Here is a 14,519-nt window from a genome sequence, read left to right on the forward strand (position 1 = left end):
TACACCGCCATTTCTAAATTTTTACCAATTCACCCTAACCAAATTCCACCTCCTGCATACTGTATAAGATAAACTTATTGGTTTTCAAATAATTTTTGATAAACCAAGTATACTAGCCCAGGAGGCGGAATCCATGACGCTACTTCGCGCGATAGAGCAGACCTTCTGCTCCCTGAAAAGCCCGACACAAGAAGAGTTGAAGCAAGCCCTGCAAGCCATCGAGCACCAATTGTCTGCTGCATCCGACTACAAAACCGAACCGACCCAGTTTCCTTACGGCCGTAATGTCATTTACCAGACACCGGAACTGGAAGTGATCGTCATCCATATCCCATCAGCAAGTGCAACGGCGATCCATAACCACGGCACATCTGTAGGCGCCGCCTACGTTGCCGCTGGCACGATCATCAACTCCAAGTTCCAGCTTGATGCCTATGGCTACCCAACGCTGGAGAGTGACGATGTGCTCCAAGAAGGCGACTATTTTATCGCACCTCGGGGTCAAATTCATCAGATGACCAACCCGTTCCACACCTCCGCGGTGTCGCTGCATGTCTACAGTCCGCCGCTGTCGAGCGTCACGCGCTATCTCCCTTACACCGAAGTCCTCGACTATGTGATCTAAAAAGAATACCCTCTGCCCGCTCCCGCCGTAAGAACGGGGAACGAACAGAGGGTTTCTTGCTGCTTAAAATTGCAGAGCAGCCTCGATATAAGCTTTCAATTCGGAGATCGGCATACGCGTTTGCTCCATCGTATCGCGGTTACGAACCGTTACTTGACCGTCTGTTTCAGATTCAAAGTCGTACGTGATGCAGAACGGCGTACCGATTTCATCGTGACGGCGGTAGCGTTTGCCAATGGAGCCGGTATCATCGTAATCGACCATAAAGTGTTTCGCGAGATCCGTGAATACCGCTTGCGCACCATCGTTCAACTTCTTGGACAACGGGAAGATTGCGGCTTTGAATGGCGCCAGCGCCGGGTGGAAATGCAGCACTGTACGGCTGTCGTCGCCTTCCAACTGCTGTTCTTCGAACGCATCGATCAGCAGCGCCAACGTTACGCGGTCTGCGCCAAGCGAAGGCTCGATGCAGTAAGGCACATAGCGCTCGTTCGTCTCTTGATCGATGTAGTTAAAGTCCTCGCCGGAGTGCTCCATGTGCTGCTTCAGATCGTAATCCGTACGGTCTGCAATGCCCCAAAGCTCGCCCCAACCGAACGGGAATTTATATTCAATATCTGTCGTCGCGTTGCTGTAGTGAGATAACTCATCCTCATTGTGGTCGCGCAGACGGAGGTTATCCGGCTTCGCGCCCAAGGTCAGTAGCCAGTTGTGGCAGAAGTTCCGCCAGTACTCGAACCATTTCAAGTCTTCGCCCGGCTTGCAGAAAAACTCAAGCTCCATTTGCTCGAACTCGCGTGTACGGAACGTGAAGTTCCCCGGCGTGATTTCGTTGCGGAAGCTTTTACCGATTTGGCCGATACCGAATGGCAGCTTTTTGCGCATCGTGCGCTGTGCATTTTTAAAGTTGACGAAAATCCCCTGCGCTGTTTCAGGACGCAGATACACGACGTTGGAGCTTGCTTCTGTAACGCCTTGGAACGTTTTGAACATCAGGTTGAACTGACGAATGTCCGTAAAATCCTTGCTTCCGCAATCCGGGCACACGATGTTATGCTCTACGATCAGCTTCATCATGTCGTCAAAGCTCATGCCGTCTACGACGATCTCGATATCCTTTTCAGCCAGCTTATTCTCGATCAGCTTATCAGCGCGGTGGCGGGCTTTACAGCTTTTGCAATCGATCATCGGATCGTTGAAGTTGCCCACGTGACCGGATGCGACCCATGCTTGCGGGTTCATCAGAATCGCCGCGTCCAACCCAACGTTGTACGGGGACTCCTGGATAAATTTTTTCCACCAAGCGCGTTTAATGTTGTTTTTCAGCTCGACCCCTAATGGGCCGTAGTCCCATGTATTCGCCAGACCGCCATAAATTTCAGAACCTGGAAATACGAATCCTCTGTGTTTCGCTAATGCCACGACTTGATCCATAGTAACGCTCATTGCTTCATTCTCTCCTTCAAAAATAGGTTGGTGTCCCGCCGCCTAAGCGATGCAAGCAACAAAAAAAGCTCCGCATCCAAAGGCACAGAAACATGCCTAGGGACGAGAGCTTGCGCACCCGCGGTTCCACCCTAGTTGATACACCTGAGTAAGCGCATATCCCCTTTATCGAATTGGCTCCGGATCGCCTTTTCCTTGATCATCATTCCGGGCTCTCACCGTCCCCGGATCGCTGAATATGAAGAGATTCAAGTACTTTTTATCCTTCACAGCCATAACCTTCATGCAATTGGGCGCGATTGATCGCGCATTGGTCTTAATTTACCAAAATCCGAGTGAAAAATCAATCCTAGTACAAATGCGGGCGCCGGTCTTCGAATACTGGAATTTTGCCCCGAACACGGACCACTTCTTCCAAATCAATCGTCGCACGCAAAATCGCTTCGCTTTCGTCACCTTCCACCACGATCTCGCCCCAAGGGTCGATCACCATGGAATGGCCGAAGAAATTCGTCGTCCCGCTTGTGCCTACACGATTGCAGGACACCACGTACATCTGGTTTTCGATCGCTCTCGCCATTAACAGCGTTCGCCAATGATGCAATCTTGGATGCGGCCATTCAGCCGGTACGAACAAAATTCGGGCACCGTCCAGCGCCAATTTCCGCGACAGCTCCGGGAACCGAATATCGTAGCAGATCATGGCGCCAGCAGGCACGCCTTCTAGTTCAAAACGTCCAAGCTGATCGCCGCTGTGCAGGAATTTTTCTTCATCCATCAAGCGGAATAAGTGGATTTTGGAGTATTCAGCAATCTCATTACCCTCGCGATCCCAAGCAAAAATCGTGTTCAGCACGCGATCCCCTCGCTTCGCTGCAATCGAGCCGCCGATGATATTCACGCCGTGCGTGCGGGCAAACCCGCTGAGCAGCGCCTTCGTGCGCTCCCCGTCCGGATCTGACAGCTCTTGGATGCGATCCAGCGCGTAGCCGGTGTTCCACATTTCCGGAAAAATTATGACGTCCGGCTTCGGCGATCCCGCCACTGCATCGTTCAGCAGCTTTTCGAGGTGCGCGAAATTCGCGTCAGGCTCGCCGATGGCAATGTTCATTTGGAGGAGTGCGAGGTGTAAAAGTTGATTTTCAGGCATAAAGATGAGCTCCTTCTATGACGAGAAATATATGTTGTATTTTATTCGAAAAAGAAGAAGAACACAATCCTTACGCTGGCCCGACAGTGGACAGAACCGTTTCATGCAAAATAGACCGCAGCTCACGAATCTTCGTATTTCTGCCGTAATGAATGGCATTCGTCAGAAACACGACGCTTAATCCGCGTTGAGGCTCGATCCATAGACTCGTTCCGGTGAAGCCTGTATGACCGAAGCTGCCCGCCGGCCAACTCATCCCGCAGCTGGGTACAAACTTAGGATCATGAATGACTTCCCAACCAAGCCCGCGTCCGCGAACCGGATACGCTTTCGCTTCTTGCATCAGCCACGAAGGAATGATCGCTGGACTTTCAGGCGATAACCACCATCTGGCATAGCGCGTCAAATCATCGGCTGTCGCGAACAAGCCCGCGCTTCCGGATACGCCGCCCAGCTGGAAGCTTTTCTCATCATGAACTTCCCCGCGAATAAATGTGTCGTTGACCGCCTCCGTAGCCGCCACGCGCGCTGTGAGTTCGGGGCCGGGATTGAAGACCGTATCCTGCATGCCAAGCGGATTGAAAATATGCTTCTTCACGAATTCATCCAACGGCTTTCCTGCCGTTCGTTCAACCATAGTCCCGAGCAGAATCATGCCAAGATCGCTGTATCGCATCTCTTCCCCTGGCTGAAATATCAGCTCTTTTTCAAAAATTTCGGTGAGAATCGTCGGACGCTTTTCAAATCTGGTTCGGTAAGGCAGATCGGGCGGCAACCCAGATGCGTGCTGCAATAAGTGGCGCACCTTCACTTGCGCGTGGCGGAATGCAGGTAAATAATTGTGCACGGGATCATCCAACGAGATGCTTCCTTGAGCCGCCAAGAGGAGAATCGCCGGAAGTGTCGCGGTCACCTTCGTTAAGGATGCAAGATCGAATAAGGTATCCAAGTGAATTGAACACTTCTTCGTTTCATCCGAATAAGAACCGTACGCTTTTTGGAAGCGTACGCCGCCAGGCAAGGTAATGTCCAGCACGGCGCCCGGAAGCAATCCCTGTTCCACCCACCCCTGCACCAAGCGATCCACTCGGCTGTTCATTTCTTCACGTTGAAGCATGAGCAACCTCCTTTTTCGTTGTGTGAATTGTCCTATGAGTCTGGTTTGTACTTAGAATACCTATTATATTAAATTTAATTTCATGATGTAAACGTCTCTATGAAATTTAATTTCAAAACATGAAAAAGCCGACCCCCTAGCTGCAGAAGTGTCGGCCCTCTCTTCGATTTCATCGACGTCCTACCATGAAACGTGAATCGTTCCTGTTATTCCGGTAAGTTGCAGCCGGTTGCCCTCCTGTGCACATCGCCACTCCAGCAAACGACCATCACCCTGTTTGATTTCAACGGCTCCCGACGCCAGCATCTCAAGCGGCGGATACACGGTCACCTCAGCATTCAGCAGATTGCTGATGCTCAGCGTGCGAACCATGGACTTCATTTTCGATGGCGTCGGTTGATTCTCGCGGCACGATACCCGGCTCCGCTCCCGCTGGTTTACGAAAATCCGGCACTCCTCCCTGAACGTACGATCTAGTGCATAAATCTCCGCTTGGCCCTCGCCAAGCACAATCGTTTGACCCGGAAATAACGGCACGCCTTCCGGGAATCGGAGCTTCAATTGCACCGAGGAATCCTGCTTGCAGCCTGTCAGCACGAAGCCGTTCCGATGCCGGGAAACGAAAGTAAGTGCGGATTGGGCATCGGGATCTTGCTTCGCTTGCCCCAGCAGGATGCCAAAGTCCTGCAGCATATACCGAAGCAACAGCGACGTGTCCATCCATTCGTGGTCTTGGCGAACCGGCAAATGCGTGACGCCTGCCTTAACGAATGGCAAGGAGCCTCGCACCCAGCCGATGCGGCCGCCCTGCCATTCCGGCAGCGAACGCGAAAGGGCGAAGACCCGCTCATCGCCGTTCTGCACGGCGACGGCGCCAACCCGCGTCGCGGCATCGTCTTGGCGACGCAGCGCAACTCCCAGCGAACCGTCGCCGATGTCCGCGCGATGCCGCAGCTTACGTTCGCCGGGATCGCCGTAAACGTCGTCCTCCGCGAACGTAAGCTGCAGGGCAAAATCCCCTTCAAGCCCTGCGCCAGCGGCTGTTTGCAAATTCAACAGCTCGAGCAGTGCCGGCTGACGCACGTCGCCGTAGAGCAGCACCTTGCCGCCACCGCGGACCAACTCTGTCAGTTCCGCGATGCTTTCGTCGTCCAACCACAGCGTCGATACACAGAGGATCGTATCGCTGAGCTTGCGCCGAGCTTCGGCTGACATCGCGCGGAACGTATCGGTGCCGAGCACCGTGTTGAGCGGAAAACCATGATTGATGGCGCAGCGTATGAACCAGTCGTGAAAAAACACACGACCTGATGCTTCGTTGTCCCCACGGACCGCTTCATGCAGCTCGCGGAACGGGTACAGCCAAGTGACGAGCCCCGGTTCATCGGGCGCTTCGCGGAACGCTTTTTGGATGTGAGGAATAACCTCTGCCGGGCCGTCTCCCCACAACTCGCCTTTCTCTGTGTCAATCGTCAAAATTTCTACGATCCCTGGCATGTCGATCGCGCCATCGACATTGATGCGTCCGACCGCTAACGGCCCATAAATGTCGTGCGGCTCGTGGTCGTAATAATCCCACCACGGATTTTGCCAGAACCAAGGATCGTTCACATAAAATCGGTATGGATACGTGTCCCCAGGCAGCTCCGCAATCCTGGACATATAACCGGTCAGTTCCAGTCCAAAATCGTAGTTCAGCGCGCCCCAAGGCGAATTTGGCGGCGGGAACTCCAGGTATTTCTTGTCATACAGGTCAAGCAGTGGAATGTAATCTTTCGCCAAATCCATACCGGTTCCATAGTTCGTCCCCCGCACTTCCGTCCGCACACCAGGACACGCCTGCTTAAACAAGTCCCAGAACGACATGACTTTGGAAGAGAGCTCCTTGTAGTCAGCCAGCGGAAGATCCTCTCCGTTATAGTTCGCTCCCAGATACGTCCATGGGAAATAAGACAAGGCAAACCCATTGGAAAACCAAATATAGTCGAAGCCGAGTGCCGGCAAGAAGCTGGCGCATTGGCGTCCGAGAAACTCCCCGAACGGCGTTCCCTCCGGAATGCCCTCTGGATAGGCCGCATACGCTATTCCGTCCCCCTTCAGTTTGGACCAGGAGCAGACGACAGTATAATCAGCCTTCAACGAGACAAATGACCCGCCGAGCTCCGCACGATTGATTTCCGGATGATCCTTGTATTTAAAATCCGAGTAAGCAAACTCCGGCCCCGCGTCAAAAGGAACCCCGACCTCGAGACGGATATGGAACTTCTCCGCCGCAATGCGCTTGAAGGTTTCTACGACCCTGCGTAAATCACCGTATGTGAAACGAACGGGCTGATCCACATACAGGCGAGCGATATGCGGATCGCTCTTATCCTTGACATGGCTGAACATTTCTTCGTTGGCAAAGCCGATATACCGCGCCCACTCGAATTCGTCTTCCTGCTGGCCGTTCCAAGTTAATATCTCACTGCCATCCGAAACCCACAACAGCATTGATGCCGATTCTGCCATGCCGATGAGCGGCTGCCACTGCCGCAGTGCTTCCGTACACACCTCTTCAATGGCAGCTTGCTCCAGACTCTTGAACGGTTTAAGACTCATTTCCAGCGTCGCTCGCTTCAGCGGCCTTGTGCTGCCACTTCCGCCACTTCCCGTTTGCTTCCATTCATTCATTCGCTTTACGCCTCCCTAGACGATTTGCAGCTCTATCCCAAGCACCTTGGCAACGTTGCGGATTTTCGGTGCGACATGTCCAACACCCAGCGCGAAATGGTGAGTCGGCCCGGCAGAACACCATTTCTCTACAAATTCAGCAACAGAACAGTTGAAACTGCAGCGTGTATTTGTGTTGCCGGTTTGCGGAATCTCTCCTTTGATCGATTCGCCTTCCGTGGCGATCATCTTAAACTTGCCGTCCGCCGTCTGTGAAATCCCCAACAACGTGACCGGACCGGATTTAATGCTGAACTCGACGCCAATACCTGAGCCGCGCTTGCCGTGGAACAAGTCCAGCCCGCGTATTATCGGACGGCCGTCGCTAATTTTAATGTTATGCGGTCCGTCGTGGCCTACAAGTACGATGTCGTCCACAAAATCGCACGGATGCAGCTCCGCGAATGAACCGCCTGCGTCGAGCCTGTCCATGATCAGCATCGCTGCGCATGTTTTGAGATCCGCTTCGCCTGCAAGCGGAATCCCCTTGCCGGTAAGCAGGGAGTTGCCGAGCACCATATTCGAGCCGATGCGCTCGTATTCGTTACCATCGAGTCCCCGGTAATAATAAGCAAGACCGGTTAAGCCGTTCTCCTCCACAAGCTTGTCGAGCCCGACGGCCACCTTCGCCGACCAGTCCAAGTCTTCCGGCTTGATCGGCCGCGTCACGGGATCGATGAACGGATCGGCGATCGTAAATATGCTCTTGATCTCATCGATCTTGTTCGCGATTTCAGCGGCGGTTACGCCGTTCACCAGCTTGGCCAAATCGCACATTTCCAGCATCTGCACATGGGAGCCGAAGGCAGCGGTAAACGCCGTCGGATCCGTGTTCATGTCATACATCCCCTCATACGTGTGACCCAAATAACCGATTCGCGCATGCTTGAAAGCGCGGCGCGCATTCGCAACCTGACACCATGACCTCAGCTCGTTCACAGCGCGGGGGTCGTCATGGAGGGTGCCTACAATCATGCCTGCGGCGGGCTTGCCGGCGCGGATCAGGACACCACCGATTTCCGGAAGCGAACAAATATTATCATTCGCGAGCTGCATATAGGTGGTCGTATTGCGGTAGTCAAGCCGTTTTCTCGGTTGAAGCGCGACCAGAACGGTCGGCACACCGACATTCAGGATGGCGGTGGCTGCGGATGACGACGTGACATATGTGCTCAGGAAGCAAAAGAGAAAATCGACATCCTGACGTTTCAGATATGAAGCCGCCGCAAAGGATTTATCGACGCTGTCCACGAAACCAGCCGAAACGACCTCCACCTCATTGGCGGATAACATCGTTTCAAACTCCTTTCCGTAACCGACAAGCTCTTCCCGAAGGCCGGGGAATTGCTCCCAATATGGCTCGTGCCCTACCGTTATAACACCTACACGCGCCGCAGCACGTTTGAAATTTACACTCATTTTTTATTCCCCTTTAATTGAAATTAACTACATCTTTAGAGTAGTAAATCTCGCCTAATCAAACAATGAAGGGTGCAATTATTATTAGTAAAATTCTACGATTACTTAGACAAAAAACAACCAGCCCAATTCCTGGACTGGTCGCTTCTCACTTCTCACTTCTCACTGTGATCTAGGGCGCTTGCTGTTCCCACTCTATTTTGCCAAAGAGACTTGTATCCTTCGCATTACCAATCCCGCTAGCCCACTCCAGCCAACCGAGTCGACCCCCGCCATCGTTATCATTCACGAGGAGCGAGAGATACATCGGCTGGGTCACATCGACAACATAAGGATATAGTTCGGACCATGCGACATGAATCTTATAGATTTTCTTCCCGCTCTGCATGCTATCGACAACCAGGCTGCCGTTTTGTACGATTTGACCTGCTGGCGTCCAGTTTGAAGGCAGATCCCCGCCAATATACGGGGCTGACCCCTTATATAACTTAGGACCGCTCGCCGTGAGCGCCGCCTGAAACTCTACTTGCGCTCCAGCTAAGCCGATCCCTGACGTATCGACGGCAAATTGGACACTATCCCCCATCCAATAGTTCCCTGCCGACTCATTTTGCACAAACGTTGGGTCCGACACATCAATAACCAGATCGAGTCCGTCACTTGCCGCACCGACCGCAGCGCGAGCCGAAAAACCGGAAGGTTGCGGAGCCGTCAAGGCATTGAAATTCCAATTCTGATCGATCCAATGGATATCTGTACTTATTGCACCTGTCGTGCGATCAAACAGCATCCCGACTTTGCCTGTGTCAGCAGCCGTCACGTTCTGTCTGGCTTTCTCGTAATCCGACAACAACACATCCATTGTAGGGGTCAAACCGGCCAGGTAAGTTGCGTTTACGTTGCTAATAAAGTACATTTTCTGAGGTTTTAACTGCACATTGGTTAAGGAAGCCTCCGTTCCCCCGGTCCAATCGCGAATGACGGTTTCATTGGTGAAAGCCCCTGACAATGCAGCAGCAATCGGCGCTGAATTCGTATCCTCCGACCATACAACGAGAAGCGGGGCTCCGTCACTTTCAAAATAGACGGCTTTCTGGTTTGGGCTAAACGTGTATTCTCCTTTGTAAACGACATGCTTCCCTAACGTCTCGATAAAACGATGCATAACGACGGATCCCAGACGAGGCTCGATTTGCGGCATTTTTCTAAACAATCCGGCCGATTCCGTAAACCATCCCTCCGCATGTGCAAACGGAATGGCTTCAGGCTCTGTTAGATCCATCATATCGAAGTAAGCGATCTGCTCCACGCCATGCTTCATTTGGAACATATAATCCTGCAGCATCGTTCTGGCAATCTCAGGCTCGGAAGGAAGCACCTTCAGGTCGGAAGCATTCAAGAGTCCGGCATGGCTTTCTGAAGTCACCCACGGTTTCGACGCTACGTTATATCTTTGATCATACTTTGCATAATCCCTTGGGTCTGGATACTTGCCGTGCAGCGACAGCTTATCAAAGTATTGGTCTCCGCCGAGACGCAGCAGCTCATTATAAAATGGCAAGTAGCGGTAGCCGCCCATGCCGCCAATCCAAATTTCCGCGTCAGGCTGAATACTTTTAATCGTCTCGTAGCCCGACTGCAACAACTCCACAAATTTCTCCGGGGTGTCATTCCAGAAAATGCTTCCCCCTTTGAGATGCGGCTCGTTCCATATTTCCCACTTCTTAATGCGATCCCCATAGCGAGTCACGAGGGCTTCCAGAAAATCAGCCCAATCGTTCATATCTACAGGAGCGTAAGAAGCATATCCCGGAACAGCAATATAGATGGTCGTATCCTCGGGATACGGAGAAGCCCATTGCGGCGTGAACACAATGTTGCCGATCATCTCCATGCCATAGCTTTGCAGTTTATTGATATGTGCATCAAAAGCCGTCCAGTTGAAGACACCGCGACTCGGCTCCAGCGCAGAACTGGCATCCGCAAACTGTCCCCCCCAAGGAACGGTATGAATTCTCGCAAAATCAAATCCTATCATATCCGCGAGCTGTATGGATTGCTCGCCATCCAGACCGTAACTAAAACCGAACAGCGGATTGCGATCCTCCTTGCTTTTGGACTGACTTTCCACGACAGCTACCGCGTATCGATCACGCACAAATTCAGCCGGCGTTCTTTTCGGGTTAGACAAGATGCGATACGATTGCCGAAGCGGCAACGAGCCTGAAACGCCTTTCTTGGTGTAGTCGAAAGCGACTTCGTAATAGCCTTCGCGATCCGGTGTCCAAGCCCAACCAGATGTGAGCAGCGTTTGGCGGTCCACCGTTGCTTGCGCAACCACTTGATTGTCGGAATCATAGACCGTTCCGGTTACCGTTTGTACGGCAGACGGGAGCTGTCCGTTCACTCCTTTAAAGCCTACAGATTGCCCGAGCTTCCACCAGTTCGCGAATGTATTCGCTTGAAGGGGGAAGGTTTCAACCGCTTCCAGTTGAGCGTCGTCATAGTAGATCGTTCCTTGATTGGCGACACCGCTCACTTTGGAGGTGGCCAAATTAAACTGTATTTGATTCGTGCCTGCCGGAAACTGACTATTATTGATGGTGAATGCAATATCTGTCCAACTACTGCTACTCAAATTAGGCGGATTCGCCGCAGCCGTTCCCAGAAATGATCCGTCTTTGAAATAACTGATGAAAACCCACGGACCGTTGCCAGCGTAATCCCCCGATTTTTTCGCTTTCACGGACGCTTTGATGGTTTGCATCCCGCTGCCTATTGGAATCATCTTGGAAGACCAACCTGCTCCCCCCATACCCGTGGCGTTAATATAAAGGGCATTGTTGCCGCTGAACTTGGTTGTGGTCGTGATCCCCATATCGACGTTCTGGGCGCCGCTCCATAGAGATGAACTCCAGCTGAGGGGCACTAGCTTCGACTCGCTCAGCTTGGTTTCTTCAAATCCGGGATTGGCTACATCGTAATACCGCGAAGTAAGCACATTCACTTCATTGCTTGCCGTGGAACGATTCCCTGAGCCATCTCTGGCTTTGACTGTAAACGTATATCCGCTGTAGGATTCAAGACCGTTCACGGTATATGTGACCCCGGTAACCGTTGCGAGCCAGGTCTCATCTTGAAAAATATCATAACCCGTCACGCCCCCATTGTCTGTGGACGCTTCCCAAGATAGCGTGACACTGGTCATCTTCACGGCTGATGCGGATAGGTTTGCAGGGGTTGTAGGCGCTTCCACATCATTTGTGACAAAGGCATTGCTCGCTGCAGATTCGTTCCCCGCAGCATCAAATGCTTTCACCGTAAACGTATCACTGCTGCCTGGAACCAACCCGTTCGCCGTATAGGCTAGCCCCGTCACAGTGCCAGCTAGCGTTGATCCTTTGTAGATATGGTAACCGGCCACACCAATATTATCCGTAGCGGCATTCCAGGCCAAATCTACACTTTCCGCCGTTTGACCTGTAGCGTGAAGATTGCTTGGCGCCGTCGGCGATTGAATATCCGGCAGCACTTCCATTGTTACATCGTCATAATAAAGTTTCCCTTGGTAAGGCGAGTTGCCTGCTAACGTAGCTAGATTCAACCAGATCATATTCGTGCCGGATGGAAATTGGTTACTACTGATCGTCAATGTAATCTCAGTCCATGCGCTGCTGCTGATGCTAACAGCCTGCGCACTGGTTGTTCCCAGAAACGTCCCGTTATTTCCATAACTAATGAATACCCAAGGCGTATTTCCGCTATAATCGCTCGACTTTCTCACCTTCACCGTGCTCTTGATCGTCGCCATACTGCCGTTAATGGCAATGGGCTTTGAAACCCAACCGGCAGCACCGGAATCAGCTGCACTGATCGACAGCGATTTGCTCCCGCTATTGTATACCTCAGTCGTCACGCTGGTATCGACAGCAACCGTCCTCGACCATAACGCAGAAGTCCAGTTCACGGGCAGCAGCTTCGATTGACTTGTCGTTGTTTCTTCAAAACCAGGATTGGGGATGTTAATCATGGTTGTTGCTTGTGCACGCGTTGATAGAGTAGGAAATAACGCGATTATCAAGGAGAACATTATCAACCAGATTACCGTTTTCTTCATTCACTCTTCCTCCTTTATAAGTTTGTGAGACGTTAGATGCCCCTAGCACTCGCTAGGTCAACTACTCAAATGAGAACACAATCACCTCCTTCTTGACCGTGTCATTTCTACTCCTTCACACTGCCCAGCACAATCCCTTTCGTAAAATACCGCTGCAAAAATGGATACACAATCAAGATCGGCAACGCCCCTAGAAAGATTTGCGCTGCGCGTGCGGTTCTATCCGACACAAGCGCAATCACCTCCAGATCAATATTGCTCTTGACCAGCGTGTCGAGACCGACCACGACCGTGTACAAATAACTTTGCAGCGGATAATGCACCGGCGAATTCATGAACAGAATGCCGTCAAACCAGGCGTTCCAATGCGAGACAATCGCAAATAGCGTAAGTGTCGCTAAAGAAGGGGTCGACAACGGCACATAAATGCCCCACAGAATGCGCCAATGGCCGGCGCCGTCCATCAGGGCGGCTTCCTCCAGCTCTTTCGGCAAACCGCGGAAGAAATTAAGCAGGATCACGACGTTGAATACCGGCACTGCATTGTGCAGCACGAGTGCCCAGACCGAATCAAGCAGTCCGAGTGAGCGGATCGTCATGTAAAGCGGAATAATGCCACCGCTAAACAGCATCGTGAACACGAATAGCCACACATAGACCGTTCGCCCTTTCAGCGAGCGCCCTTCTTTGGAGAGCGGGTACGCAATCATGATTGTCAAGACCATATTCAGCGTCACGCCGAGCGCAACCCGCTGAAGGGTGACGTAGAAAGATTTCATAAATTCCGGTCTGCTCAAAATAAAATCATACGATTTCCAGGTGAATTCAACCGGCCAAAATCTCACCTCACCTGCGGCCACAGCGTTGTTTGAGCTCAGCGATAGCGACAACAGGTGGATAAGCGGCAAAATGCACAGGATGGATACACCTAAAAGAACCGTGTAGTTCGAAATGACGAATAGTTTTCTCGGCCAGGATGCAGATTCGAGCATCACGCGTCCTCCTTTTAAAAGATGCGGTAGTTGGCAAATCGGTAGGCTAGAAAATACGAAGTCGAGATGAGGATGAGCGACACCAGTGATTTAAACAGCCCCACCGCTGTGGCAACCCCATACTGCGCATCGATCATGCCGATTCGATATACGAATGTATCGATGATGTCCCCGCTCTGGTAAACGACGGGACTATATAGATTAAATACCTGTTCGAAGCCGGCATTCAGTACGTTCCCAATGCTGAGCGTAGCTAGCAGCACAATAATCGGCGCCATGCCAGGCAGCGTAATGTGAAGCGTCTGCTTCCAGCGGCCTGCTCCATCCACTTTCGCAGCTTCGTACAGAGCTGGATTAATCCCAAGGATGGCCGCTAAATAAACAATCGTGCTGAACCCAAATTCTTTCCACTCATTCGAGATGACCAGCGTGAACGGAAACCAGCGGTTGTCGCCCAGGAAAAAAATCGGCTCAAGGCCAAGTCCCCGAAGTCCGGCGTTCACGATCCCCGTTTTCGGTGAGAGTACATCGATCAGAATCCCGCTCAAAATGACCCAGGATAGAAAGTGCGGCAAATACACGAGTGTCTGTATGAACCGTTTCATCGCTTCCTTGCGAACCTCGTTCAACAATAGCGCAATAACAATCGGTACAAGGAGCCCTGCGATAATTTTCATCACGGCAATATAAATCGTATTCCACAGCACCTGGTAAAAATCTGGAAGCTCAAGAACATAACGAAAATTGTCCAAGCCAATCCATTTCGAATGAAACAAGCCTTTCGTTGGAATAAACTTCTGAAATGCGATGACCGCTCCTGCCATCGGATAGTAACTAAATATCAAGATCGCAGCCAATCCTGGAATCAACATGATATGTAGTGGGAGCTGGATTCTCCAGTTTCTGCCCTTCATTCTGTCTTCCCTCCACTCCGTATTTCA

General features: G+C 51.7%; 9 protein-coding genes. 1 reads left to right on the plus strand and 8 read right to left on the minus strand.

Annotated features, from left to right (window positions below; all coding sequences use genetic code 11):
• Positions 1–133 precede the first annotated feature (133 nt).
• On the plus strand, positions 134–625 hold the full coding sequence (locus EJQ19_RS06900) for a cysteine dioxygenase (RefSeq protein ID WP_126140473.1): 492 nt from the start codon (positions 134–136) through the stop codon (positions 623–625).
• Positions 626–688: 63 nt separating this feature from the next.
• Here EJQ19_RS06900 and EJQ19_RS06905 read toward each other — a convergent pair whose 3' ends face one another.
• From EJQ19_RS06905 to EJQ19_RS06940, 8 genes are all read right to left on the minus strand, one after another.
• Positions 689–2,071: a glycine--tRNA ligase gene (locus EJQ19_RS06905; RefSeq protein ID WP_126140474.1), complete on the minus strand. Its 1,383-nt coding sequence runs from the start codon at positions 2,069–2,071 to the stop codon at positions 689–691.
• A gap of 349 nt (positions 2,072–2,420) precedes the next feature.
• Complete coding sequence (locus tag EJQ19_RS06910) at positions 2,421–3,221, minus strand: carbon-nitrogen family hydrolase (RefSeq protein ID WP_241242779.1); 801 nt, start codon at positions 3,219–3,221, stop codon at positions 2,421–2,423.
• A 70-nt stretch (positions 3,222–3,291) separates the two neighbouring features.
• Complete coding sequence (locus EJQ19_RS06915) at positions 3,292–4,338, minus strand: serine hydrolase domain-containing protein (RefSeq protein ID WP_241242780.1); 1,047 nt, start codon at positions 4,336–4,338, stop codon at positions 3,292–3,294.
• A gap of 180 nt (positions 4,339–4,518) precedes the next feature.
• Entirely contained in the window at positions 4,519–7,011 is a 2,493-nt protein-coding gene (locus EJQ19_RS06920; RefSeq protein ID WP_126140475.1) for a hypothetical protein, read from the minus strand.
• Between the two features lie 15 nt (positions 7,012–7,026).
• Positions 7,027–8,469, minus strand: a complete 1,443-nt coding sequence (locus EJQ19_RS06925) for an L-fucose/L-arabinose isomerase family protein (RefSeq protein WP_126140476.1) — start codon at positions 8,467–8,469, stop codon at positions 7,027–7,029.
• 172 nt (positions 8,470–8,641) lie between these two features.
• Positions 8,642–12,586 carry a fibronectin type III domain-containing protein gene (locus EJQ19_RS06930; protein ID WP_126140477.1) on the minus strand — a complete coding sequence of 1,315 codons (3,945 nt, stop codon included), beginning with the start codon at positions 12,584–12,586 and terminating at the stop codon, positions 8,642–8,644.
• A 107-nt stretch (positions 12,587–12,693) separates the two neighbouring features.
• On the minus strand, positions 12,694–13,578 hold the full coding sequence (locus tag EJQ19_RS06935; protein ID WP_126140478.1) for a carbohydrate ABC transporter permease: 885 nt from the start codon (positions 13,576–13,578) through the stop codon (positions 12,694–12,696).
• Positions 13,579–13,592: 14 nt separating this feature from the next.
• A complete protein-coding gene (locus EJQ19_RS06940; RefSeq protein WP_126140479.1) occupies positions 13,593–14,492 on the minus strand; it encodes an ABC transporter permease in 900 nt (299 codons plus the stop codon).
• Between the last annotated feature and the right edge of the window lie 27 nt (positions 14,493–14,519).

This window comes from Paenibacillus whitsoniae (assembly GCF_003955665.1).
In the GTDB taxonomy this organism is placed as follows: domain Bacteria; phylum Bacillota; class Bacilli; order Paenibacillales; family NBRC-103111; genus Paenibacillus_E; species Paenibacillus_E whitsoniae.

Excerpts from the sequence above, each read along its gene's own strand:
- EJQ19_RS06905 (WP_126140474.1), bottom strand. The coding sequence starts at position 2,071 with ATGAGCGTTACTATGGATCAAGTCGTGGCATTAGCGAAACACAGAGGA.
- EJQ19_RS06925 (WP_126140476.1), bottom strand. The coding sequence starts at position 8,469 with ATGAGTGTAAATTTCAAACGTGCTGCGGCGCGTGTAGGTGTTATAACG.
- EJQ19_RS06910 (WP_241242779.1), bottom strand. The coding sequence starts at position 3,221 with ATGCCTGAAAATCAACTTTTACACCTCGCACTCCTCCAAATGAACATT.
- EJQ19_RS06900 (WP_126140473.1), top strand. The coding sequence starts at position 134 with ATGACGCTACTTCGCGCGATAGAGCAGACCTTCTGCTCCCTGAAAAGC.
- EJQ19_RS06935 (WP_126140478.1), bottom strand. The coding sequence starts at position 13,578 with ATGCTCGAATCTGCATCCTGGCCGAGAAAACTATTCGTCATTTCGAAC.
- EJQ19_RS06920 (WP_126140475.1), bottom strand. The coding sequence starts at position 7,011 with ATGAATGAATGGAAGCAAACGGGAAGTGGCGGAAGTGGCAGCACAAGG.
- EJQ19_RS06915 (WP_241242780.1), bottom strand. The coding sequence starts at position 4,338 with ATGCTTCAACGTGAAGAAATGAACAGCCGAGTGGATCGCTTGGTGCAG.
- EJQ19_RS06940 (WP_126140479.1), bottom strand. The coding sequence starts at position 14,492 with ATGAAGGGCAGAAACTGGAGAATCCAGCTCCCACTACATATCATGTTG.
- EJQ19_RS06930 (WP_126140477.1), bottom strand. The coding sequence starts at position 12,586 with ATGAAGAAAACGGTAATCTGGTTGATAATGTTCTCCTTGATAATCGCG.